Below are 24,384 nucleotides of genomic sequence, written 5' to 3'. Positions count from 1 at the left end.
CCCCACAGTGCCGTAAGTTTTCTGATAGACTGTGCGGCTTTCATTTCTTTAAAACTCAGGTGAAACGTCCATGCAGCCCATGCTGAATATCGCGCTGCGCGCCGCCCGCAGCGCCAGCGAACTGATTTTCCGCTCAATCGAACGCCTGGATACCATCAAGGTTGATGAAAAGGACGCCAAGGACTACGTGTCCGAAGTCGACCGCGCCGCCGAGAAGGTCATCATCGATGCGCTGCGCAAGGCGTATCCGAACCACGCCATCCAGGGCGAAGAGACCGGTCTGCATGCCGGCAGCGGCGAAGGCGAAGACTACCTGTGGATCATCGATCCGCTGGACGGCACCACCAACTTCCTGCGTGGCGTTCCGCACTTCGCGGTGAGCATCGCCTGCAAATACCGCGGCCGCCTGGAGCACGCCGTGGTTCTCGACCCGGTACGCCAGGAAGAATTCACCGCCAGCCGTGGCCGTGGCGCCCAGCTCAATGGTCGTCGCCTGCGCGTCAGCTCGCGTACCAGCCTCGAAGGCGCCCTGCTGGGCACAGGCTTCCCGTTCCGCGACAACCAGATGGAATACCTGGACAACTACCTGGGCATGTTCCGCGCCCTGGTCGGCCAGACCGCCGGCATCCGCCGCGCCGGCGCCGCCAGCCTGGACCTGGCCTACGTGGCTGCCGGTCGTTTCGATGCCTTCTGGGAATCGGGCCTGTCCGAGTGGGACATGGCTGCCGGCGCCCTGCTCATCCAGGAAGCGGGCGGCCTGGTCAGCGACTTCACCGGTGGTCATGACTTCCTCGAGAAAGGCCATGTGGTTGCCGGCAACATCAAGTGCTTCAAGGCTGTGCTGACGGCGATCCAGCCGCACCTGCCGCCTTCGGTCAAGCGCTGAGTTTCGCCCGGAAATGAAAAAAGCACCTTTCGAGGTGCTTTTTTTATGCCCGGACTTCGGGACCGCCGCGATCCCTGTGGGAGCTGGCTTGCCAGCGATAGCTGTAGTGAATTCACTATAGCTATCGCTGGCAAGCCAGCTCCCACAGGTTAGATGTAGACCCTTGGATCAGGTTACCCTGCTTGTCCAGCGGGAACGCTGAGTCGCACCCGAAAATGAAAAAGCACCTTTCGAGGTGCTTTTTTGTGCCCGGACTTCGGACCGCCGCGATCCCTGTGGGAGCTGGCTTGCCAGCGATTGCAGTGGTGAATTCACTACAGCTATCGCTGGCAAGCCAGCTCCCACAGGTTAGATGTAGACCCTTGGATCAGGTTACCCAGCTTGTCCAGCGGGAGCGCTGAGTCTCGCCTGAAAATGAAAAAAGCACCTTTCGAGATGCTTTTTTGTGCCCGGACTTCGGACCGCCGCGATCCCTGTGGGAGCTGGCTTGCCAGCGATTGCAGCGGTGAATTCACTACAGCTATCGCTGGCAAGCCAGCTCCCACAGGTTAGATGTCGGCTCTTGGATCAGATTACCCTGCTTGTCCAGCGGAAGCGCTGAGTCGCACCTGAAAATGAAAAAAGCACCTTCCAAGGTGCTTTTTTGTGCTCGGACTTCGGACCGCCACGATCCCTGTGGGAGCTGGCTTGCCAGCGATTGCAGCAGTGAATTCACTATAGCTATCGCTGGCAAGCCAGCTCCCACAGGTTAGATGTAGGCCCTTGGATCAAGTTACTGAGCAGGCTGGGCCTGACCCAGCACCAGGTTACCCTGCTTGTCCAGCGGGATCTGCGAGCCTGGATCGCGGTCCATCCGCACCTGGCCGACCTTGTCGCCGATGGTGTACTTCACGTCATACCCGACCACCTTCTCGCTCACGTCATTGACGGTATTGCAGCGGGTCTGGGTGGTGGTGTAGGTGTCGCTGTTCTGCATGTGCTCCTGCACCTTGTTACCGGCATAGCCGCCGCCGACCGCACCGGCCACGGTGGCGATCTTCTTGCCGGTGCCGCCGCCGATCTGGTTGCCGAGCAGGCCACCGGCAAGCGCACCGACCACGGTACCGGCGATCTGGTGCTGATCCTGCACCGGCCGCTGCCGGGTGACCGTGACGTCCTTGCAGACTTCCCGTGGCGTCTTGACGGTCGTCTTGACCGGTTGCACGCCCGTTACCTGGGCGTATTCCGGTCCGTTATTGACCAGGCTGTAGGTCGCGACAGCACCTCCGGCAGTCACACCGACAGCACCCAGTACCGCACCCACCAGCATCGACTTGTTCACGTGAACCTCCTGATTTACCCGCGGGTATCAATCCGCGCTTCTCCCAGCCTTGGAGCAAAAAAAAAGGCGCGAGTTCAACACTCGCGCCCTTCTGTTGCGCCAACGGCGCCGGAAGCTGCCTTATGGACGGTCGTCCACAACCTCGGTCTTGGCCGGAGGAATCAGGTCTTCAGTGGTCAGGTTCAGCCAGATCAGCACCACGTTGGCGATGTAGATCGACGAGTAGGTACCCGCCAGGACACCCACCAGCAGCGCCACCGAGAAGCCCCACAGGTTGTCGCCGCCGAAGATCAGCAGGGCGGCGATGGCCAGCAGGGTGGAGACCGAAGTCGCCACGGTACGCAGCAGGGTCTGGGTGGTCGAGATGTTGATGTTCTCGATCAGCGTCGCCTTGCGCAGCACGCGGAAGTTTTCGCGGACCCGGTCGAACACGACGATGGTGTCGTTGAGCGAGTAACCGATGATCGCCAGCACCGCCGCCAGTACCGTCAGGTCGAAGGTGATCTGGAAGAACGACAGGATACCCATGGTGACCACGACGTCGTGGACCAGCGAGAGGATGGCGCCCACGGCGAACTTCCACTGAAAGCGGAAGGCCAGGTAGATCAGGATGCCGCCCAGCGCCATGAGCATGCCCAGGCCGCCCTGGTCGCGCAGTTCCTCACCCACCTGCGGGCCGACGAACTCGACGCGCTTGACCGTGGCCGGGTTGTCGCCGCCGATTTTCTTCAGCGCGTCGGCAACCTTGTTGCCCAGCTGAGGATCATCGCCAGGCATGCGCACCAGCAGGTCGGTGGTTGCACCGAAGCTCTGCACCACGGCCTCGTGGAAACCGGAGTTGACCAGTTCCTCGCGGACCTTGCCCAGGTCGGCCGGACGCTCGTAGGTCAGCTCGATGAGCGTACCCCCGGTGAAGTCCAGGCCGAAGTTCAGGCCCTTGTGGAACCAGCTGAACAGTGCCACCACCGTGAGGAGCATGGTGACGGCGAACGCAATATTGCGCACGCCCATGAAGTTGATCGTACGTAGCATGGCAGCCCCTTAAACCCACAGCTTCTTGATGTCGCGGCCGCCATAGATCCCGTTGACGATCGCACGGGTAACCAGAATGGCAGTGAACATGGAGGTGAAGATACCCAGCGACATGGTGACCGCGAAGCCCTTGACCGGGCCGGTGCCCATGGCGAAGAGGATGCCGCCGACCAGCAGGGTGGTCAGGTTGGCGTCGAGAATCGCCGTGTAGGCACGGTCGAAACCTTCGTGGATGGCGCGCTGCGCCGACATGCCATTGGCCAGCTCCTCGCGGATACGCGAGAAGATCAGCACGTTGGCGTCGACCGCCATACCCATGGTCAGCACGATACCGGCGATACCAGGCAGGGTCAGGGTCGCGCCGAGCAGCGACATCAGCGCCAGCAGCAGGACCATGTTGCCCGCCAGGGCGACGGTGGCGATCAGGCCGAAGAAGCGGTAGATGGCCATGATGAACAGCGAGACGAACAGCATGCCCCACAGCGACGCATCGATACCCTTGGTGATGTTGTCGGCACCCAGGCTCGGGCCGATGGTGCGCTCTTCAGCGAAGTACATCGGCGCGGCCAGGCCACCGGCACGCAGCAGCAGGGCCAGCTCGGACGATTCGCCCTGGCCGTTCAGGCCGGTGATGCGGAACTGGCTGCCCAGCGGCGACTGGATGGTCGCCAGGCTGATGATCTTCTTGTCTTCCTGGAAGGTCTGCACCGCCACGTCCTTCTCGACGCCGTCGACCACCTGCTTCTCGTAGCGGGTGACCGGACGCTGCTCGATGAAGATCACCGCCATGCTGCGCCCGACGTTGCTGCGGGTCGCGCGGCTCATCAGTTCGCCACCATGGCCGTCGAGACGGATATTCACCTGCGGACGGCCGTGCTCGTCGTAGCTGGCCTGGGCATCGGTAACCTGGTCACCGGTGATGATCAAGCCACGCTCGACCGGCGCGGAACGCCCGCCTTCACGGAACTCGAAGACCTCGGTAGTCGCCTTGGTCGCATCAGGGCCTGCGCCCAGGCGGAACTCAAGGTTGGCGGTCTTGCCGAGGATACGCTTGGCTTCGGCGGTGTCCTGAACGCCCGGCAGCTCGACCACGATGCGGTTGGCACCCTGGCGCTGAACCAGCGGCTCGGCGACGCCCAGCTCGTTGACGCGGTTACGTACCGTGGTCAGGTTCTGCTTGATCGCGTATTCACGGATTTCCGTGATCTTCGCCGGCGAGATCGCCAGACGCAGTACCGAGAGGTCGTTACGCTCGGTGGTGGTCAGGTCGAAATCGTTGAAATTCTTGCGGATCAGGCTGCGGGCCTGTTCGCGGGTCGCATCGTCGGAGAAGCCCAGCTGGATGCCACCATCCTGCTGCGGCAGGCTGCGGTAGCGGACCTTCTCTTTGCGCAGGAGGCTCTTGACCTCGCCTTCGTAGACTTTCAGGCGCGCGGCCATGGCCTTGTCCATGTCCACTTCGAGCAGGAAGTGCACACCACCGGACAGGTCGAGACCGAGTTTCATCGGGTGAGCGCCGATGCTGCGCAGCCATTGTGGCGTGGTCGGGGCCAGGTTCAGCGCCACCACGTAATCATCGCCCAGTGCCTTGCGCACCACGTCCTTGGCCGGAAGCTGGTCTTCCTGCTTGACCAGGCGCAGCAACGCACCCTTGCCGTTCTCGCCCAGAGTAGCGGCCTTCACCGCGATACCGGCATCGCCCAGCGCCTTGCTGGCGCGGTCCAGGTCGGCCTGGCTGACCTGCAGCGCAGTGCTGGCGCCGCTGACCTGCACAGCCGGATCGTCAGGGTAAAGGTTGGGAGCGGAATAAATAAAACCGATCGCCAGTACCGCCAGGATCAGTGCGTATTTCCATAGAGGAGTTTTGTTCAGCATCACGCCGCCCGTTCAAGACGCGGGGCGCCTTGCGCGCCCCGTCGATTGGATAAAAACTAATCAGATCGCTTTCAGCGTACCTTTCGGCAGGGTGGCCGCGATGGCGCCCTTCTGGAACTTCAGTTCGACCGAGTCGGACACTTCGAGTACCACGAAGTCATCGCTGACCTTGACGATCTTGCCGGCGATGCCGCCGTTGGTGACCACTTCGTCGCCCTTTTGCAGGTTGCTCAGCAGGTTCTTCTGCTCTTTGGCACGTTTGGCCTGTGGGCGCCAGATCATCAGGTAGAAGATGACCAGGAAACCGACCAGGAAGATCCACTCGAAGCCGGTACCGGCCGGGCCGGCAGCAGCGGCTGGGGCAGCGGCGTCCGCGTAAGCGGCAGGAATCAGAAAGCTCATTTGGCACTCCAGTTGCAAAAGTTATGTTTGTCAGGATGGCAAAACATCAATCCAAAGGCGGCACGGGGAGTCCGCGTTTGGCATAAAAGGCGTCGACAAAGGCGGCCAATGTACCTTGTTGAATTGCCTCGCGCAAACCAGCCATCAGGCGCTGGTAATGACGCAAGTTGTGGATTGTATTCAACATGGCGCCGAGCATTTCGCCGCATTTATCCAGGTGATGCAGATAGGCGCGGGAGAAGTTCTGGCAGGTGTAGCAGTCGCAGGTCGGATCCAGTGGCGAATCATCATGACGATGGAACGCGTTGCGGATTTTCAGCACGCCGGTATCGATGAACAGATGGCCGTTCCGCGCATTGCGGGTAGGCATCACGCAGTCGAACATGTCAACGCCGCGGCGCACACCCTCAACAAGATCCTCCGGCTTGCCAACCCCCATAAGGTAACGAGGTTTGTCAGCGGGCATCTGCCCCGGCAGGTAGTCGAGCACCTTGATCATCTCGTGCTTCGGCTCGCCCACCGACAGGCCGCCGATGGCCAGGCCATCGAAGCCGATCTTGTCCAGGCCTTCCAGGGAGCGCATGCGCAGGTCCTGGTGCATGCCGCCCTGGACGATGCCGAACAGCGCCGCCGTGCTGTCGCCGTGGGCGTTCTTCGAGCGCTGGGCCCAGCGCAGCGACAGCTCCATGGAGATGCGCGCCACGTCTTCGTCGGCCGGGTACGGCGTGCACTCGTCGAAGATCATCACGATGTCCGAGCCCAGGTCGCGCTGGACCTGCATCGATTCTTCAGGGCCCATGAACACTTTCGAGCCGTCCACCGGGGAGGCGAAGGTCACGCCCTCTTCCTTGATCTTGCGCATCGCCCCCAGGCTGAACACCTGGAAACCGCCGGAGTCGGTAAGGATCGGGCCTTTCCACTGCATGAAATCGTGCAGGTCGCCGTGGGCCTTGATCACCTCGGTGCCCGGGCGCAGCCACAGGTGGAAGGTGTTGCCGAGGATGATCTCGGCGCCGATGGCCTCGATGTCCCGAGGCAGCATGCCCTTGACCGTGCCATAGGTGCCCACCGGCATGAACGCCGGGGTTTCCACGGTGCCACGGGGGAAGGTCAGGCGGCCGCGACGGGCCTTGCCGTCGGTGGCCAGCAACTCGAAGGACATACGACAGGTGCGACTCATGCTTGATCCTCGGGGCCGCGCGGCGCCGGATTGCGGGTGATGAACATGGCATCACCGTAACTGAAGAAGCGGTACTCGTTGCTCACCGCCGCGGCGTAGGCGGCCATGGTTTCCGGGTAACCGGCGAAGGCCGAAACCAGCATCAGCAGCGTGGACTCGGGCAAATGGAAGTTGGTGACCAGGGCATCGACCACATGGAACGGACGGCCCGGGAAAATGAAGATATCGGTATCGCCGCTGAACGGCTTGAGCACACCATCGCGCGCCGCGCTCTCCAGCGAGCGCACGCTGGTGGTACCCACCGCCACCACCCGGCCACCGCGCGCACGGCAGGCGGCCACGGCATCCACCACATCATGGCTTACTTCGAGCCACTCTTTATGCATGTGGTGGTCTTCGATGCGTTCCACCCGCACCGGCTGGAAAGTACCGGCGCCGACATGCAGGGTCACGAAGGCGGTCTCGACGCCCTTCTCGGCGATCTTCGCCAGCAGTTCCTCGTCGAAATGCAGCCCGGCGGTAGGCGCGGCCACCGCACCGGCGCGCTCGGCGTACACGGTCTGGTAGCGCTCGCGGTCGGCGCCCTCGTCGGGGCGGTCTATATAAGGAGGCAGCGGCATATGGCCGACGCGGTCCAGCAGCGGCAGCACCTCTTCGGTAAAGCGCAGCTCGAACAGCGTATCGTGGCGCGCCACCATCTCGGCCTCGCCACCGCCCTCCACGAGGATCTGCGAACCCGGCTTCGGCGCCTTGCTCGAGCGCACATGGGCCAGCACGCGATGGCTGTCCAGCACCCGCTCCACCAGGATCTCCAGCTTGCCGCCGGACGCCTTCTGGCCGAACAGACGGGCCGGAATCACCCGGGTGTTGTTGAACACCATCAGGTCGCCCGGGCGCAGGTATTCCAGCAGATCGGCGAACTGCCGATGCGCCAGCGCCCCGCTCGGCCCATCGAGCACCAGCAGGCGACTGGCGCGCCGCTCGGCGAGTGGATGGCGGGCGATCAGGGAATCGGGCAGTTCGAAAGAAAAATCGGCGACGCGCATGGGCAATGGGGGTACGGGTTCGACAGGGCCGGGAAGTTTAGCCGAAAGCGGAAAAATTGACCATGAAAGCTGATTGACCAACGGTAGGTGGCTCTTTATACTCCGCCGCCACATGCCCTGATGGCGGAATTGGTAGACGCGGCGGATTCAAAATCCGTTTTCGAAAGGAGTGGGAGTTCGAGTCTCCCTCGGGGCACCAAAATCCAGGAAAAACCGACCTTTTTAGGTCGGTTTTTTTGTGGGTGGGATTTGGGGGTGCGGTCTGGTGGGGGTTTAGCTGCCTACGGCAGTGAACGCAGCCATCATGCGTCGAGTCCAGCTGGCCGATTTCTGAGCTACCTATACGGCAGTGAACATGGCCGTGATCGGTACGCTGTCCAGCACCATTTTCTGAGCTGCCTATACGGCAGTGAACTCGCGCAGGCGGGCGGACTTGGCCTTGATCTTTTTCTGAGCTGCCTATACTGAGCTGCCTATACGGCAGTGAACTTGCAAGCCAGGACATCGTCCCGGTTGCCATGTTTCTGAGCTGCCTATACGGCAGTGAACCTGGACACTGGCGGTAGCAACGGCATGACCCATTTCTGAGCTGCCTATACGGCAGTGAACTGCCACACGCCGAATGACCGCGATGAAGATTGTTTCTGAGCTGCCTATACGGCAGTGAACGAACTTCAAGCCTGGCGGCGGCTCGACAACGCTTTCTGAGCTGCCTATACGGCAGTGAACGTGTCCCGCTTCTCTTTTGGCGTCCAGCTCCATTTCTGAGCTGCCTATACGGCAGTGAACCTCGGGTCACGCTCAACTGATCATCGCGGCGCTTTTCTGAGCTGCCTATACGGCAGTGAACTGAAGTAAAAGGGCTGCGCGTTCGGCTCCAGGTTTCTGAGCTGCCTATACGGCAGTGAACAAGCACCTTCGCGTGCTCGGCAAACGCGGCAATTTCTGAGCTGCCTATACGGCAGTGAACAGCGAGCTTGCTGGCTTCGTTGCGCAACCGTTTTTCTGAGCTGCCTATACGGCAGTGAACGTGAACGTCGAGTACAGCCTCGACAACCAGCATTTCTGAGCTGCCTATACGGCAGTGAACAAAAATCGATGACCTTCGTCCCGATCTCGACCATTTCTGAGCTGCCTATACGGCAGTGAACGAAGAAAAAATTGCGTTCATCAAACTGCGTATTTTTCTGAGCTGCCTATACGGCAGTGAACACTTGAGCTTTGAAAGAGTTGCCGCACCATCTTTTCTGAGCTGCCTATACGGCAGTGAACGCCCAAGCAGAACCCCGACGGCGTGTCGGTTGTTTCTGAGCTGCCTATACGGCAGTGAACCTGTTCGGGCTGCTGCCGCTCCTGCGGCGAGTTTTTCTGAGCTGCCTATACGGCAGTGAACATATGCCGCCGCGTTCGCGCTCCTGGTCAGATTTTCTGAGCTGCCTATACGGCAGTGAACTTGGCGTACCTGGCCTGACCTTCCCGGCGACCGTTTCTGAGCTGCCTATACGGCAGTGAACTAGCCCCAAACCCTACCAACATACTGACGCCAAAGGCAAAACCCTCTTTTCCTTCACATTAACCCTCTTTCCAGCCTGCCTCGTAACCCCTTGATTTACAAAGCAGCAAAATAGCCCACAAAAAAAGGGTCAGCGGCCCATGCAAGGTTTTCGCTCGGCCAAACACCACCAGAAAAGCACCGCCACCCCGCTCGTTCAGGCTAATAAACCCGCAGCACTGGTAGCTTCTCGCGCCAGTTCCAGCGTCTGCCCCTTGAGGAAATTACCGTAGTAATCCCTGAGTTCCTCAGCCCAGCCAGCTACCTCCTCGAGCATCTCCTCCGCTTCATCCCCTTCCAGAGAAAAATGTCGATGCTGACTCAACAGGTTGGCCCGAGAGACATTCGCCCCCTCGACGCCTACCGACATGGACATATACCTGGCCCGCCCCTCGTCCAGGATGGGAAGCACGTCGTACATAGGAGACAACCGCCACACCCCATCCACAAAGATGATGGCGTGGTTGCGGGGATGGTCATCCGCATTCCCGACCAAGGCGTTGTAGGCCATGCGCCGGTAGAGCTCGCGTCGGTCCTCGTCCGGCACGCCACGTCGGTGCATTTCATCGGCGAAACGCGCGTAGGATCGCGCGTTGAGGTCCGCGACGGCCCACTCCGTGTCCAGCAGTGTCAATGCACTTAGCAAAGGAACCCTGCGAAACACACCACCCGTGTAGCGTCGATCGAAACGCTCTACGAGAAGCGTTGCTCCCTTTCGGTCCTGATAGAGAGATGTGTTGGCGACACGCATGCCTTTCCGTGCGGCAAACGTCATGCAGGCATGTTCTACAGGCGCTAGCTCGTATTGGTCATAACGATCATGGGGCTTGGCTAGGATCAATTTGCGATCACCCGCAAAGGTCCGTTTAGGCCGTGCCCCACCAACCGAGGAACGTTGGTCCCTCATGCCTAGGGCCTTCGCGTCGGCCTCGCTGACATCGTTGTCGTAGACCACTTCGCAGATGTCGATGAATTTATCCAGGCCATCCAGACGCGGTAGCGGCTTCTGCCCTACACCTGGCGGGGGCACCCTGTCCCGACCGGTCATGAGATTGCCCACACGGTCATTGTTGGGAGAACCAATCAGCAGATCGAACCGACTGACCGGATCGCGCTGCATTCGCTGCAGGAGCCGCTCGCCCCAGCCGTCCGGCATGGCGTCATCGATAAAACCCGGAACGCCCTGGTTCGTGTTGATAGTGAAGACTCGGTCGGACAATGGATATCGGATCGGGTCTGGCACCCATACCCTGGATTCGAGTGCGGCGGGAGAATAAACGAACTCACCAGGCCGATTGGGCTGCAGCGTCAACTTGCCCAGCGTCAGCACCTCGGCGGTCTGGGGGTGCTCCATGTAGATGTAGGCGCTTGGCATCAGAAATCCTCCGCCTTCGAACGGCGATGCCGGACGCGGCGGCCGCTGGTGTCTTGCTTGAGCTCCGAGAAAGAAAGCTGACTCTCTTCGAGCGAACGGAACACGCGCTCCATCAATCCCAGGTTCCATAGCACGAGCATCAATGACCGGACGCTTACCGACGGATCGCCGCGCTCGATGCGGCGAACCACTTTTTCCGGCACGCCCAGGCGGCTGACCACATCCAACTGACGAATGCCCTGCTCCAGTCGCGCGGCTTTGGCCAAAAGCCCTATCCGCTGGAGGGTAGCGTCGCAATCCACGGGGAAATAGTCATTCATAAGCAGCCCTTTTTAGACCGTTTAATCAGTTTAAGCAGTCATTTATGGCCGCTTAATCATGTCTTTTCCAAGAGTAGCTAAAGTCGGCCGCTTAGACAAAATAAGCAGAGGTTTCTTGATTGGCCGACGGCTCTTCACGTTTTCTGAGCTGCCTGTACGACAGTGAACATGACCCTCGATCAGCTCACCCTGGACGACCTTTTCTGAGCTGCCTATACGGCAGTGAACCCAGCGCGGTGCCGCGATGCCTTTTCCTTGCTTTTCTGAGCTGCCTATACGGCAGTGAACGCGGAGCCCGCGAGGCGCTGTGGGCGGACTTCTTTCTGAGCTGCCTATACGGCAGTGAACCACCAGAAGTATCCATTGGCGCTATCTCCGTAGTTTCTGAGCTGCCTATACGGCAGTGAACGCTGGCGACGTCCAGCTGCAGTAGCTCGGAGATTTCTGAGCTGCCTATACGGCAGTGAACTGCCGCTTTCCCGTGGGTCTGACGGATCGCTATTTCTGAGCTGCCTATACGGCAGTGAACACACCAATGCAGCCACCACCGAGGATAATCATTTTCTGAGCTGCCTATACGGCAGTGAACCAGCTGAATAGGGCCAACTGGCGCATGTTGTTTTTCTGAGCTGCCTATACGGCAGTGAACCAGCAATCATTGCAACGCCGCACTTCCACGATTTTCTGAGCTGCCTATACAGCAGTGAACCTCACGCTCAAGATGGAAGAGCACCGCGTTGGTTTTCTGAGCTGCCTATACGGCAGTGAACCTGGTGATGTCGTTCGCCTTGCTGCAGTGGTCTTTCTGAGCTGCCTATACGGCAGTGAACTCATGACCATCACTTTTCTTGGAACGCCGACCTTTCTGAGCTGCCTATACGGCAGTGAACGTCAAGGCCGTTCTTGAAGCGCTCGGTGTCGCTTTTCTGAGCTGCCTATACGGCAGTGAACTCGTACACCGAACTGCAGGTCATGTCGGTGGTTTTCTGAGCTGCCTATACGGCAGTGAACGCGCCGCGCGAATACAGGTGCGTGGTCGATCTTTTCTGAGCTGCCTATACGGCAGTGAACGCGGCTTTAGCTTCCGCTTTCTCAGTTGCAGATTTCTGAGCTGCCTATACGGCAGTGAACCCGAACTTGAACGGATTACACTGGCCTTCACATTTCTGAGCTGCCTATACGGCAGTGAACGAGCACGGGGGCCTTTTGCCTTCGATTGCTGGGTTTCTGAGCTGCCTATACGGCAGTGAACTCTGCGAAGGAAGCCTAAGCGATGGCCCTGGTATTTCTGAGCTGCCTATACGGCAGTGAACTCGGCCGCTGCCGGCGCTGCCCGTTACCAGCTTTTCTGAGCTGCCTATACGGCAGTGAACTACACCAAAACCCTACCAACATATTGAATCAAAAAGCAAAACCCGACCTTCCCCTCTCTAAACCCTATTTTTCCAGCACCTCCTAACCCATTGATTTATAAAGCCCCCATGCTGCCTGTTGAAAAAAGGGTTCAAGCCAACAGGAAGTCCTTAGCATCCACCCACTGCCAACCCCCTGCCTCGATGCCAACGCCCGGGCACGTGATGGCAACGTCAACGGGATCGCGCTGCCCCCCAAAGCCGCACCCACTCCTCTTCCAACATCGGGTAACAAAATCACCGGCACATTGCCATCAACTCGGCTATAACTGCGCTCTTGCCAACGAACCGCCGAGGTACCCGGTTTTCCATGGACGGCATTCATTCATCCGACCTCAAGACCATCCTTCACTCGAAGCGTGCCAACCTTTATTACCTGCAACATTGCCGGGTACTGGTGAATGGCGGGCGTGTCGAGTACGTCACCGACGCGGGGAAACAGTCGCTGTACTGGAATATCCCGATCGCCAATACAACCACCATCCTGCTCGGCACAGGCACGTCCGTTACCCAGACCGCGATGCGTGAACTGGCGAGGGCCGGGGTGATGGTTGGTTTCTGTGGAGGTGGCGGAACACCGTTGTTCAGCGCCAACGAGATGGATATGGAAGTGGCCTGGTTCTCACCGCAAAGCGAATACCGGCCCACCGAGTATCTGCAGCGCTGGGTGTCCTTCTGGTTCGACGAGGGTAAACGCCTCGAGGCAGCCAGGTTCATTCAACGCAAACGCCTGGAGTTCATCGCCAGACAGTGGCGGCAACCCGTCTTCGCAAAAGCAGGTTTGCAGATCGACCTCTCCGTTCTAGAACAGGCTTTAGCCCAGTCCCTGGACTACCTGGATCAAGCGCCCAACCACGATCATGTGCTGACCGAAGAGGCTCGCCTGACCAAGCGCTTGTTCAAGCTGGCCGCCAACGCAACCGGCTACGGTGACTTCTCCAGAGCCAAGCGCGGCAGTGGCGGTGATCCTGCCAACCGCTTTCTCGACCACGGCAACTATCTCGCCTATGGCCTGGCCGCCAGTGCCACCTGGGTGCTGGGATTGCCCCACGGTCTGGCAGTGCTGCATGGCAAGACGCGGCGAGGCGGGCTGGTGTTCGATGTCGCCGATTTGGTGAAGGACGGTTTGATCCTGCCCCAGGCCTTCATCTCGGCCATGAACGGAGACGACGAACAAGCTTTTCGCCAAGCCTGCATCGAAAACCTGACACGCAGCGAAGCCCTGGATTTCATGATCGACAGCCTCAAGGAGATTGCCGAGCAACTAGGGACGCCCGTCGCGTGAATATCCTGCTGATCTGCCAGTGCGACAAACGTGCCCTGGTAGAAACCCGACGCATCCTTGATCAATTCGCCGAACGCCGCGGCGAGCGCACCTGGCAAACACCGATCACCCAGGCCGGTCTGGATACCCTGCGGCGCCTGCTGAAGAAAACGGCACGCCGCAATACCGCTGTCGCCTGCCACTGGATACGCGGCCTGGATCACAGCGAATTGCTGTGGATCGTCGGTGATGCCAGTCGCTTCAATGAACAAGGAGCGGTGCCGACCAATACGACCCGCCGTGATGTGCTGCGCAAAAATGACGAGAACGACTGGCATACAGCGGAGGACATCCGCCTGCTCGCGCAGATGGCCGCGCTGCTGCACGACTTGGGCAAGGCCAGCAGGGCTTTCCAGGCGCGCCTTCGTCAACACTCGGTTACGCGCAATCTCTATCGGCATGAATGGGTGTCGTTGCGCCTGTTCCTGGCCTTCGTCGGCGAAGACGACGACGCAGGTTGGCTGCAGCGCCTCGCCGCCGTTGACTCACAATATGACAAGCAATGGCTGGAACCGGGTCGCTTCAAACGCGATGGGCTGGATACAGGGACAACACCGCCCTTCCGCCGGCTGCCACCAATCGCCGCAGCCATCGCCTGGTTGGTAGTCAGCCATCACCGACTGCCTACACTGCCAGTGGACGACAGCCACCAGCACGATGGAAAGCCACGCTTCGGCGCCCGCTCTAAAACCTTTAACCCGCAGAGTCTGCACAACTTACTCGACGGGATTACCCATGAATGGAACGAACTGGGGAACAACGCGCCCGAGACGGATATAGAACCGTACTGGCAGTTCGAGCAGCGGTTGCCGGTCGTTTTGCCCAAATGGCGCACCCAGGCCGCCAAACTCGCGCAGCGCCTGTTGGCGCTGCACAACAAACCTGGCAAAGGCGATTGGCTGTCGAATCCTTACGTCATGCATCTGGCCCGCCTAAGCCTGATGCTGGCGGATCATCATTATTCCAGCCTCGAACCGGATGACGAGCGTCGGATAACGGGTGACCAGGACTATCAGGTCTTCGCCAACACCGACCGCAACGGGATACTCAAGCAGACGCTGGATGAGCACCTGCTGGGCGTGGCGAAAATGAGTGGCAGCGTTGTGCATGGCCTGCCAGGGTTCGAGCGTCATCTTCCACGCTTGCTCCGCCATCGCGGCCTGCGCAAACGTAGCGGCAGCGAGCGTTTCCGCTGGCAGGACAAGGCGGCCGACGCCGCTACCAGCCTGCGCGCCCAAGCCAGCAACCACGGTGCCTTCATCGTCAACATGGCCTCCACCGGCTGCGGCAAGACCCTCGCCAACGCACGCATCATGAACGCCTTGGCCGATCCGGAGCTGGGCCTGCGCTGCTCCTTTGCCCTCGGCCTGCGCACCCTGACCCGGCAGAACGGTGACAGCTACCGCCGCGACTTGCATCTGAGCGAAGATGAACTGGCAATGCACGTCGGCGGATCGGCGAGTCGCGTTCTTTTCGAATTTCACCAGTCTCGCGCCGAAGCCAGCGGTTCGGAATCCACCCAGGCGCTGATCGAGGAAGACAGTCACGTCCTGTACGAGGGCAATACCAGCCAGCACGGCCTGCTCGGCAAGGCCATGGCCGACCAGAACATTCGCTCGCTACTGAGTGCTCCGATGCTGGTATGCACCATCGACCACCTGATGCCCGCCACCGAAGCACAACGAGCCGGCCGCCAGATCGCGCCGATGCTGCGCCTGATGAGCAGCGACCTGGTGCTGGACGAGCTGGACGATTTTGACCTGGCGGATCTGCCTGCGGTGACCCGCCTGGTGTACTGGGCCGGCCTGCTGGGCACGCGGGTTCTGCTATCGTCGGCAACCCTGCCGCCTGCCTTGCTGGACGGGATGTTCCAGGCCTACCGGGCGGGCCGGGAACAGTACCGGCGTAACCGCGGCGCTCCAGATAAACCTGCGGCCACCCCCTGCCTCTGGGTGGATGAATTCGGTACACATCAAGCCACTTGCGAAAATGCCGGCGCTTTCAACGAGCAACATTCGCTGTTCGTGAGCAAGCGGATCAACGAACTGGCCAAGGTCACACCGAGCCGGCGCGGTGAACTCGTATCGTTGACGCTCCAGAGCCACGGCAGGGATCAGCTCAGACGCGAATTCGCCGAGCGGATTCGTGAAACCATGCAGATGGCTCACGAGCGACACGCCAGCATTTGTAGGCATACAGGCAAGCGCGTCAGCTTCGGGCTGATACGCATGGCCAATATCGAGCCATTATTCGATGTCGCGCTGGCGCTGTTTCGACTAGGTGCAATAGACGGCCAACGCATCCACCTGTGCGTCTACCACTCGCGTTTTCCGCTGCTGCTGCGCTCGGCCATCGAAGCGCAACTGGACCGCACGCTCGATCGTCGGGACAGCGACGCGGTGTTCGATCACACCGACATCCGCGACGCCCTGCGTCGGTACCCCGAGCAGGAGCATCTGTTCGTCGTACTCGGCTCGCCGGTGACCGAAGTCGGGCGCGACCACGATTACGACTGGGCGATCGTCGAACCCTCGTCGATGCGCTCGCTGATCCAGATTGCCGGGCGGGTGCAACGTCACCGCAACCAGCCCTGCAATCAGGCCAACCTGCTGATTCTGGATACCAACCTGCGGCATTTCGAGAACAGGCTGGAGCCCCGTCGGAGGCAAGATCCGGCTTTCATCAGGCCCGGGTTCGAACAGGAAAACGTACCCCCAAGCCATCGTTTCAGGCTGAAGAGCCACAGGCTCAGCAAATTGTTGAAGCCGGAAGATATCGCCGCCATCAGTGCCCGCCCGCGGATTCAGGAGCGCGCGACACTCGATCCGCAAACAAGCCTGGTGGATCTGGAGCACGCGCGGCTGGCTGAGTTGATGCTGCCCAAGGAACGCAGTGCCACGCCGCAATACGCTCGACGCAATGCAGGCGAAAACCTCGACCTTGATGCGGCCTGTGCCTGGCAGTTTCCACAGGCCGCATTGACCTGGGCTCTGCCCCAGCAACAGCCGTTCCGGGACAACAGCATTCCCGAAGAGGAATTGCTGTTGCTGCCAGATGAGGATGGCGAGCGGTTGCTGTTCCACCGTATCCACGAAGCGAACCGGTACAGCCAGTCCAGGGTTTATCTGGAATGTGCGGAACTGCTTGAGTGGGTTGATCTGGAAGGAAGCATGGGGCCCGGCATCGCGATCTGGGGGCAACACGATGTAATGGCGTTGCTGAGGGAGCTGGCAGAAGAGCTGGAGATGCCGCTGGAGGTCTGTGCCGAGCGGTTTACCTCGGTGAAGGTGTATGCGAGCAGGTTTGGGTGGCGGTATCACCCGGTATTAGGAATGGCAAAGAAAGGAAATGATTCATGAGTAAAAGGACTCACCGCCAGCACGTTGGTGAGATAACTTGCCCGGCTACTTGAATGGACTGAGTGAATGAAAGAAGGATCCGAAACCACATCGCGTGCGAGAATTTTCCGCACCACCATCGCCCGCTTCATCACGGAAAGAAAGGAAGCCAAGCTCAAGGGTGCAGAGCCTGGCAACGATACTTCCGTTGCCGCCAAATACGACTACGGCACCTGGCTTGCCGATGCCGCACGCAGGGTCGCGCAGATCCAGGCAGTGACGCATGTGCTCAAAGCCACCCACCCCGACGCCCGCGGGACCAGCCTGTATGTCGATCCGTCCTCGCTGGCCCGGCACAAGGAGGTCGGCAGCCATATGCTGGGCCAGGACATGGCCACCGATATCGTCGGTAATGCCGCAGCGCTGGATGTCTACAAGTTCCTCAAGGTCGAAGTCGAAGGCAGGCGCTTGCTGGACTGGTTCCAGGATAACGATGCCGACCTGCTCGCCGCGCTGCATGACGACACGGAAATCGCCAATGAATGGGCTGCCGCGTTCAAAGGCCTGATCCGCCCGACCGATGCAATCAGCTCCCACGAAATGGCCAAGCAGGTGTACTGGAGCGTAACCAACGATCCGGCGGATGACGCTGGCTTTCATCTCCTCCAGCCACTGTTCCCGAGCAGCCTTGTGCACGCGGTTCATCTGGACATTACGGAGGTCCGCTACGGCGAGCGTAACAAGGAAGCCCGTCAGGCATGGCGGAACAAAGTGCCGCATCCCGATCCTTACCACGACTACCGCAATTTGATCACGCGCAAACTCGGTGGCACCAAGCCGCAGAACATCAGCCAGCTCAACAGTGATCGCGGTGGTGTGAACTACCTGCTGGCGTCGCTTCCGCCTTCATGGGGCCGTGGTTCACGGAATCCGCTGCTTTCAATTGATTCGGTGTTCGACAACTTCCGCCAGTTCGACGGCGTAAACCGGCAGGTCACAGCATTGTGCAAATTGCTGGAAGACGATCCGGAACAGAGTTTCGAAACACGCCAGCAGCGTGAGCGCATCGAACAGGCCCTTGGACGCTCGCTGGCTGCATTCGGACAAGGTATCCAAAACCAGTACCCGGCCGGCTGGACAACCGAAGCCACCTGCAATCTTCCCCTCAGCGAACAGCTCTGGCTCGACCCCGAACGAGCCTCGTTATCTCCCCGTGAAGGGCATGAAGAGGCGGACCAGAACTTCATTACCGCCTTCGGCCAGCAAACCTGGCCGGGCGATATCGCCAAGCGCTTCGGCATCTGGCTCAACGACATCCTAAAGAAGGCCGGACTGCCGGTCAGCAGCGTCGAACACGCCCAATGGACGCGAAAGATCGCGGCCTATGTGATACCGCTCGCCCACCACCTGGAGGCGTCCGATGAATGAATTGCCTGGTTTCGACCACCTGCTGATCGTGCCGCACCTACACGTGCAGAATGCCAATGCGATTTCCAGCCCGCTGACCCACGGCTTCCCTTCCATGACAGCCTTTATCGGTTTGATGTGGGCCCTAGAGCGCAAGGCGCGCGCGGCTGATATCGACCTTCAATTCAATGCCATCGCCGTGGTTGCCCACGATCACCAGGAACTGGTCACCGACTCGGGCTACGTGAATGACTTCCGCCTGACCCGCAACCCTAACGACAAGGACGGCAAGCCTGCCGCCATCGTCGAGGAAGGCCGCATTCACCTTGAACTCAGCCTGGTCTTCGCCGTACAGGGCCCAGCCCCGGAAAGCGGCGATAAGAACCAACTGGTTCAGAGCATCACCGAGCTGCTGTCACAGATGCGGATCGCCGGAGGCAGCATCATTCCAGCTCAAGCGTCCGGCAAAAAGCACAGGGCCAGCCTGCTTGCCCTGACAGGCAACCCGGAGGACAGGCAGAGTCTGTTCAGGTCCGCCATGTGGCGGCTGCTCCCCGGCTTCGTGCAGGTTGAACGCCACGACTTGCTGGAACGACGGCATGCCGAGTTGCTCGTCAATGATCCACAAGCCTCACCGCTGGACGCCTGGCTCTCGCTCTCGCGAATCAACTGGCGGGCACCGAAACCAGACCCGGAAGACAAGTCAGGTAAAGAGCCGCGCTGGCTCAACGACCGTCAAAACCTCGGCTGGATCGTACCTATTCCTGTCGGATATGGCGGCTTGAGCGAATTGCATGCGCCCGGTTCGGTATCCAGTGCCCGCGACCAGAGCACACCGTTCCGCCTGGTAGAAAGCCTCTTCAGCATCGGTCAATGGCTCAGCCCGCATCGACTGCACTCGGTTGAGCAATTGCTGTGGTACGCCGACAGCCATAAAGAGCAAGGCCTGTATCGCTGCCGCAATCACTACCAGGCCGAAACCGAATACGACTTCGATTGAACCGCCAGCCACTTCATACAAGGGATTTGCATATGAGTAATGACAACCTGAAAACCGCTTCCGTCCTCGCCTTCGAGCGCAAGCTCGATCCTTCGGATGCGCTGTTCCATGCCGGTGACTGGCGGTCGCGCAGCAATTGGAGTGCGGTTGCCGTCAATACGAAATCCGTGCGCGGCACCATCTCCAATCGCCTGAAAACCAAGGAACTGGACCCGGCGAAACTGGACGCCCAGATCGAAAACCCCAACCTGCAGACCGTTGATGTCGCCACCCTGCCCCATGACGCCGACACCTTGCGTGTCAGCTTCACCCTCCGGGTGCTGGACGGCACTGGCCAGCCCTCGGCGTGCAACGATGCCGAGTATCGGCGCAAGCTGCTGGCAACGGTCAAAGGGTATGTCGAGCACAATGGCTTCAACGAACTGGCCCGCCGCTATGCCTACAATCTGGCGAACGGTCGCTTCCTCTGGCGTAACCGTATCGGCGCCGAACAGGTCGAGGTTCAGGTTGACCACCTGATCGACGGCGAGGCGGCAAAAAGCTGGACCTTCGATGCCTTCGCCCTGTCCCTGCGCAACTTCGACAGCCACGGCCAGCAGAGCACCGCCCTGGAAGAGCTCGGCCAACTGATCGCCAACGGCCTGGTGGGAGAGCAGCATGTGCTGCTGCGTGTCACCGCCTATGTTCGCCTGGGCGCGGGCCAGGAAGTGTTCCCGTCCCAGGAGCTTATCCTCGACCGTGGCCGTGGCGACAAGAGCAAGACTCTCTACCATGTCAACGGCATCGCCGGTATCCACTCGCAGAAACTCGGCAATGCCATCCGCAGCATCGACACCTGGTATCAGGAAGCTGAGATCAACGGACCGATCGCGGTCGAGCCCTATGGCTCAGTCACTACGCAAGGCAAGGCCTACCGCCAGCCGCGCACCACCAAGGACGACTTCTATACCCTGCTCGACGGCTGGGTGCTGAAAGACAAGGTGCCCGCACTCGACCAGCAGCATTTCGTTATCGCCACCCTGATCCGCGGCGGTGTATTCGGCGAGGCGGGTTGAGCATGGACCGTTACATCGATCTGAAACTACGGCCAGATCCGGAGTTTCCCCAGACGCTGCTGATGAATGCCTTGCTGACCAAGCTGCATCGCGCGCTGCATGACCTGCGGCGCAACGACATAGGAATCAGCTTCCCAGGGTTAAGCCAGAACGCACGTAATCTTGGTGAGCACCTACGGCTGCACGGCAATGACCAAGCGTTGTCCCGATTGTCGTCGCTCGATTGGCTGCTTGGCATGCGGGACCACGTGGATGTCAGCGAGACGCTGATCGTGCCTGAAGGTGTGAAACACCGGACCATCAGCCGCGTGCAGGTGGACAGCAGTCCGGAGCGGGCGCGGCGGAGGCTGATCAAAAGGCATGGCATAAGCGAGGAAGAAGCGCGCGAACGCATTCCAGACAATGCCGGGAAACGGTGCGATCTACCGTTCGCCACGCTGCGCAGCAATGGCGGGGGGCAAGTGTTCAGGTTGTTTGTTCGGCTGGGACCATTGCTTGAGGAGCCTCACCAAGGAACGTTTAGCGGATACGGGCTGAGTGGGACGGCTACGGTGCCTTGGTTCTGAAGCCATTTTTCAGGTGTCCCGATGGGAAACCGGTAGACGCGGCGGATTCAAAATCCGTTTTCGAAAGGAGTGGGAGTTCGAGTCTCCCTCGGGGCCAAGATCCAGAAAAAACCGACCTTTTTAGGTCGGTTTTTTTGTGGGTGGGGTTTGATGGTGGTGCAGATACTGCGTATCCCTGTGGGAACGAGATTGCCCGCGAACGCCTCGGAATCCCCACATAGACTTATGGCTTCCCGCCCCCTGGCCCATTCATCCAATATGATTGACACGGGTGTCACCTTGTATATCCTTGCGCTTGAGGACTGCAACTGCGCATACGTCGGGACTGGGTACCAGCAAATCCCCCCCGCATTTTTGGCAGCAGAGAAAGCTGGTTTCTCTGAAGGTAGTGACGACGGGCATTGTCCGTCGGATTCTGAACCCAAGGTCGTGAGGCCGGGAGCTAAAGGATCGCTGCGACTACTCCTCAAAAATTTGAAAGGCGCCCATGTGGCGCCTTTTTATTTTTCAGCTCGCTCAAAGTCTGCTGGCCCCCTCCTCGGTTCTCCGTGATCGAGGAATTTGTCCTACCAGCGTGCCATGTGCTCGTCGCTGTGGATACCAGGTAACGACGTAGTAGCCAAAACCTGACACCCGCTCGTGGCGCGGCTCAAGAATCAGGCAGCCAGTGGATGTCCTAAGCACTGCGATGCGGTTGCCACCTCGCTGTTCCTTGAACTCACAATAGATCTGCGCCCCGGGCACAATCATTTTGGCGATGTGGTCAGCGACGCCATCAATGCTGATGCAACCATGTCTAAGTAAATCAGCCTGGTGCGCCTCCCACACATGAATCACTCCGAACCCGCTATTGACTCGGTGGTGAGCTCCTACACGAAGATAAACTTCGCCCCCAGGCAGACCGAACTTTGGCATCTCGGGTATCGTACCGAAACTGAACCCGCCAGCAGGGTGTGGCACCAGAGTATTCGGTTTAAGCTTGAGCAATTCAGACAAGCGCCCTCCCCAAGTTCATGACTCAAGGCGATGCGTTCTGCCATATCTGCTTGAGGTCTTGATCGCGATTCATGGTTTCCTCGATAAGCGTGCAGCGCAGCTCTTCCAGCACACGCTCGCTCGCGGCACCAGGAAATACTACCGGCTCAAGAGGGAAGTAACAGGTGTCGCATACAGCAACGAAAACACCCCGATTTCCGACTTTCTTGTAGGCAATTTCCCAAGCATACTCCCCGCCCCCACCCAGCGGTTGCGTCATATGGAAACGGTGCCTACGCTTTCCCGGTCGTTGCAGTACGAACGACCGGATTAGCAGTCCGAACCACGTTTGAATCCATAGCAACCGATTATGGTGGCTGTGCGTGCGGGCACCCTAGGGTGCGCCGGGTTCCTACGTGTCCGGTCTGCTAACCCACGCACAGTCGCCTCCATTCGTTTAGCAGCGAGGCGGGGCGATACCGTTAATCACGTAGGTATCACTCCATGAAAAAACTCGTACCCGATCCACCACCCGTCCTCTGCATCCGCGCAGGCATGTCGCCCGCAGAAGCCATCTACAAGGCTGAAAAGCACCTCCAGAGCGCGATCTCCTCGCTCAACGAATTACCCAAACAGGCATTGCCCATGAACCAGACCAGGCTCACTGGTGCGATTCTCAATATCAAGATCGGCAGAACCCTGCTGACGGTCGCAAGGGCCAAGTCAGGGGCCAGCGTTCCGGTACAGTGATTCACCGCTGCGGGCTTGCCCCGCAGCACCGCTCCTCCCTCCCGCACCCTTTCTCTCAAGCCAATGAAACCCACCCCACCCACCACCACTCCATAAACCAAGCCCCCAAAAACGAGCCCCACCCCATGATCCACCTTGGCTGCGCCGGCTGGAGCCTGTCCCGCGATTACGCCGAGGCCTTTCCCGGGCCCGGAAGCCATTTGCAGCGTTATGCCAATGTGCTGAATGCAGTGGAGATCAACAGTTCGTTCTACCGTCCACACCGGCCAGCGACCTATGCGCGCTGGGCCGAGTCGGTGCCGGCTGGCTTTCGCTTTGCGGTGAAGGTGCCGCGGACGATTACCCATGAGCGCCGCCTGGTGGATTGCGCCGGGGAACTGGACGGCTTTCTGGCGCAGTGCAAGGAACTGGGCGAGCGCCTGGGTGTGTTGCTGGTGCAACTGCCGCCGTCGCTGGTGTTCGAGGCACAGGTGGTCGAGCGGTTTTTCTTGGCGCTGCGCAGTCAATACGACGGCGGCCTGGCGGTGGAGCCGCGGCATGCGAGCTGGCTGGCAGCGGACGGGCTGTTGAAGGACTTGCGCGTGGCGCAGGTCGCGGCGGATCCGCCACGGTTCGGCGTCGATGAGGCGCCCAAGGGATGTCCAGGGCTGGCCTATTGGCGGTTGCATGGCTCACCCCGGATCTACTTCAGCGAGTATCCGCAGGAGTGGTTGCGGGATTTGGCTGGGCGTTTGAAGGAATGCGAGAGAAACGGGTGCGAGACCTGGTGCATCTTCGACAATACGGCGGCAGGTGCAGCGTTAGGGAATGCATTGAGCGTGAGGCAATTGATCGGGTCGGGTGCCGACAGTGCTGCATGGCCGTGAGCCGGTTATTGCTTATAAAACCGTAGTTTGACTTTCACGCGGGCAGCTACATCTTTGCCGGAACGGACTTATTTGCTTTGCACGCGCACTTGTATCAGTTGACAGTACATTGCCAAAGTCCACAAATTGACAACGCCAACCGGCGTTTCTCAGCATCGATAAAAGGACTTATACCCATGGCCGCACGAAGCGTTGATGTTTATTTTGAAAACTACCTCAACTACAGCCTGAGCCTGAAACAGGACTCCTTGAAACTCGATCACGGAATCTGGGACATATATCCGCCGCAGAAGATCGTCCAGGCAGACTCGGGCACTCCCGGCAAGGGCCACTGGAAAACCGAGTCCGAGGGCTTTGCCACGGGCACCGAAGGCTCCTGTACCTATGCCTTCTACGACGCTGCCGCCGACCAGATCTGCTACGTCAACGTTCATTGGGACGACCCCTACGCCGGCTCCAATGAATATGACATCACGACCGACAGTGTGAATGCCAAGGTTTCCTACAGCGGCGGTGACGGGGACAATGCTTCGGTGACGTTCAAGATCGAGCCGCGCTAATAGCTTCCGCGCATCCTGATACTTAGCCGATAACTTACAAGCAAACTTCCCCACCTGAAAAGAGAGCAATAAACTTGCTCTCTTTTTCTTTATGGCCGCCAGCATTCACATCCTGAAACATCAAGCTCTTTGCTATCACCCT

General features: G+C 59.6%; 19 protein-coding genes, 2 tRNA genes and 2 CRISPR repeat arrays. Of the genes, 12 read left to right on the top strand and 9 right to left on the bottom strand.

Annotated elements, in window-relative coordinates:
• The first annotated feature begins 70 nt into the window (after positions 1-70).
• Positions 71-886 carry an inositol-phosphate phosphatase gene (gene suhB, locus N7650_RS03930; protein WP_009398498.1) on the top strand — a complete coding sequence of 272 codons (816 nt, stop codon included), beginning with the start codon at positions 71-73 and terminating at the stop codon, positions 884-886.
• 772 nt (positions 887-1,658) lie between these two features.
• On the opposite strand, the gene N7650_RS03925 is transcribed toward suhB, so the two are convergent.
• From N7650_RS03925 to queA, 6 genes are all read right to left on the bottom strand, one after another.
• Positions 1,659-2,207: a glycine zipper 2TM domain-containing protein gene (locus N7650_RS03925; protein ID WP_009399713.1), complete on the bottom strand. Its 549-nt coding sequence runs from the start codon at positions 2,205-2,207 to the stop codon at positions 1,659-1,661.
• Between the two features lie 120 nt (positions 2,208-2,327).
• Positions 2,328-3,239: a protein translocase subunit SecF gene (gene secF, locus N7650_RS03920; RefSeq protein WP_279897176.1), complete on the bottom strand. Its 912-nt coding sequence runs from the start codon at positions 3,237-3,239 to the stop codon at positions 2,328-2,330.
• Positions 3,240-3,248: 9 nt separating this feature from the next.
• Positions 3,249-5,114, bottom strand: coding sequence for a protein translocase subunit SecD (gene secD / locus N7650_RS03915; protein WP_009399717.1), 1,866 nt, complete (start codon positions 5,112-5,114; stop codon positions 3,249-3,251).
• A 60-nt stretch (positions 5,115-5,174) separates the two neighbouring features.
• Complete coding sequence (yajC, locus tag N7650_RS03910; RefSeq protein WP_009399719.1) at positions 5,175-5,516, bottom strand: preprotein translocase subunit YajC; 342 nt, start codon at positions 5,514-5,516, stop codon at positions 5,175-5,177.
• Between the two features lie 46 nt (positions 5,517-5,562).
• Positions 5,563-6,678 (bottom strand): tRNA guanosine(34) transglycosylase Tgt, encoded by a 1,116-nt coding sequence (tgt, locus tag N7650_RS03905; protein ID WP_009399721.1) that lies wholly within the window; start codon positions 6,676-6,678, stop codon positions 5,563-5,565.
• A 14-nt stretch (positions 6,679-6,692) separates the two neighbouring features.
• Positions 6,693-7,742 carry a tRNA preQ1(34) S-adenosylmethionine ribosyltransferase-isomerase QueA gene (gene queA / locus N7650_RS03900; RefSeq protein WP_279897175.1) on the bottom strand — a complete coding sequence of 350 codons (1,050 nt, stop codon included), beginning with the start codon at positions 7,740-7,742 and terminating at the stop codon, positions 6,693-6,695.
• A 114-nt stretch (positions 7,743-7,856) separates the two neighbouring features.
• Here queA and N7650_RS03895 point away from each other — a divergent pair.
• A tRNA-Leu gene (locus tag N7650_RS03895) sits at positions 7,857-7,941 on the top strand.
• 1,045 nt (positions 7,942-8,986) lie between these two features.
• Positions 8,987-9,256: direct repeats of the CRISPR family, unit length 28 nt; unit sequence TTTCTGAGCTGCCTATACGGCAGTGAAC.
• A 195-nt stretch (positions 9,257-9,451) separates the two neighbouring features.
• On the opposite strand, the gene N7650_RS03890 is transcribed toward N7650_RS03895, so the two are convergent.
• Together N7650_RS03890 and N7650_RS03885 are read right to left on the bottom strand one after the other, a co-directional pair.
• Positions 9,452-10,669 (bottom strand): type II toxin-antitoxin system HipA family toxin, encoded by a 1,218-nt coding sequence (locus N7650_RS03890; RefSeq protein ID WP_279897174.1) that lies wholly within the window; start codon positions 10,667-10,669, stop codon positions 9,452-9,454.
• Positions 10,669-10,989, bottom strand: coding sequence for a transcriptional regulator (locus tag N7650_RS03885; protein WP_279897173.1), 321 nt, complete (start codon positions 10,987-10,989; stop codon positions 10,669-10,671). The genes N7650_RS03890 and N7650_RS03885 overlap by 1 nt, the downstream gene beginning before the upstream one ends.
• A gap of 140 nt (positions 10,990-11,129) precedes the next feature.
• Positions 11,130-12,362: a CRISPR direct-repeat array (repeat unit 28 nt; unit sequence TTTCTGAGCTGCCTATACGGCAGTGAAC).
• A gap of 349 nt (positions 12,363-12,711) precedes the next feature.
• On the opposite strand from N7650_RS03885, the gene cas1f reads away from it, so the two are divergent.
• From cas1f to N7650_RS03850, 7 genes are all read left to right on the top strand, one after another.
• On the top strand, positions 12,712-13,686 hold the full coding sequence (gene cas1f / locus N7650_RS03880; protein ID WP_279897172.1) for a type I-F CRISPR-associated endonuclease Cas1f: 975 nt from the start codon (positions 12,712-12,714) through the stop codon (positions 13,684-13,686).
• Complete coding sequence (gene cas3f, locus N7650_RS03875; RefSeq protein WP_279897171.1) at positions 13,683-17,084, top strand: type I-F CRISPR-associated helicase Cas3f; 3,402 nt, start codon at positions 13,683-13,685, stop codon at positions 17,082-17,084. The genes cas1f and cas3f overlap by 4 nt, the downstream gene beginning before the upstream one ends.
• Positions 17,085-17,150: 66 nt before the next feature.
• Positions 17,151-18,491, top strand: coding sequence for a type I-F CRISPR-associated protein Csy1 (csy1, locus tag N7650_RS03870; protein ID WP_279897170.1), 1,341 nt, complete (start codon positions 17,151-17,153; stop codon positions 18,489-18,491).
• The gene (gene csy2, locus N7650_RS03865) at positions 18,484-19,470 is read left to right on the top strand and encodes a type I-F CRISPR-associated protein Csy2 (RefSeq protein WP_279897169.1); all 987 of its coding nucleotides are present in this window, start codon (positions 18,484-18,486) and stop codon (positions 19,468-19,470) included. The genes csy1 and csy2 overlap by 8 nt, the downstream gene beginning before the upstream one ends.
• Positions 19,471-19,502: 32 nt before the next feature.
• On the top strand, positions 19,503-20,525 hold the full coding sequence (gene csy3 / locus N7650_RS03860; RefSeq protein ID WP_279897168.1) for a type I-F CRISPR-associated protein Csy3: 1,023 nt from the start codon (positions 19,503-19,505) through the stop codon (positions 20,523-20,525).
• Between the two features lie 2 nt (positions 20,526-20,527).
• The gene (gene cas6f, locus N7650_RS03855; protein ID WP_279897167.1) at positions 20,528-21,091 is read left to right on the top strand and encodes a type I-F CRISPR-associated endoribonuclease Cas6/Csy4; all 564 of its coding nucleotides are present in this window, start codon (positions 20,528-20,530) and stop codon (positions 21,089-21,091) included.
• A gap of 17 nt (positions 21,092-21,108) precedes the next feature.
• Positions 21,109-21,188: transfer RNA gene (locus N7650_RS03850), tRNA-Leu, on the top strand.
• A 921-nt stretch (positions 21,189-22,109) separates the two neighbouring features.
• Here the strand turns inward: N7650_RS03850 and N7650_RS03845 are convergent.
• Positions 22,110-22,346: a hypothetical protein gene (locus tag N7650_RS03845; RefSeq protein WP_279897166.1), complete on the bottom strand. Its 237-nt coding sequence runs from the start codon at positions 22,344-22,346 to the stop codon at positions 22,110-22,112.
• 224 nt (positions 22,347-22,570) lie between these two features.
• Here N7650_RS03845 and N7650_RS03840 point away from each other — a divergent pair, with 224 nt between their 5' ends.
• From N7650_RS03840 to N7650_RS03830, 3 genes are all read left to right on the top strand, one after another.
• Positions 22,571-22,816: a hypothetical protein gene (locus tag N7650_RS03840; protein ID WP_279897165.1), complete on the top strand. Its 246-nt coding sequence runs from the start codon at positions 22,571-22,573 to the stop codon at positions 22,814-22,816.
• Between the two features lie 125 nt (positions 22,817-22,941).
• Entirely contained in the window at positions 22,942-23,682 is a 741-nt protein-coding gene (locus tag N7650_RS03835) for a DUF72 domain-containing protein (RefSeq protein WP_279897164.1), read from the top strand.
• A gap of 176 nt (positions 23,683-23,858) precedes the next feature.
• Positions 23,859-24,242, top strand: a complete 384-nt coding sequence (locus N7650_RS03830; RefSeq protein WP_009403054.1) for an aegerolysin family protein — start codon at positions 23,859-23,861, stop codon at positions 24,240-24,242.
• Positions 24,243-24,384 lie beyond the last annotated feature (142 nt).

Origin of the sequence: Pseudomonas sp. GD04058 (assembly GCF_029836855.1) — a bacterium.
In the GTDB taxonomy this organism is placed as follows: Bacteria; Pseudomonadota; Gammaproteobacteria; order Pseudomonadales; family Pseudomonadaceae; genus Aquipseudomonas; species Aquipseudomonas bharatica.
The sequence above is the reverse complement of the archived record's forward strand: the minus strand, read 5'-3'. Positions and strand labels throughout refer to the sequence as shown.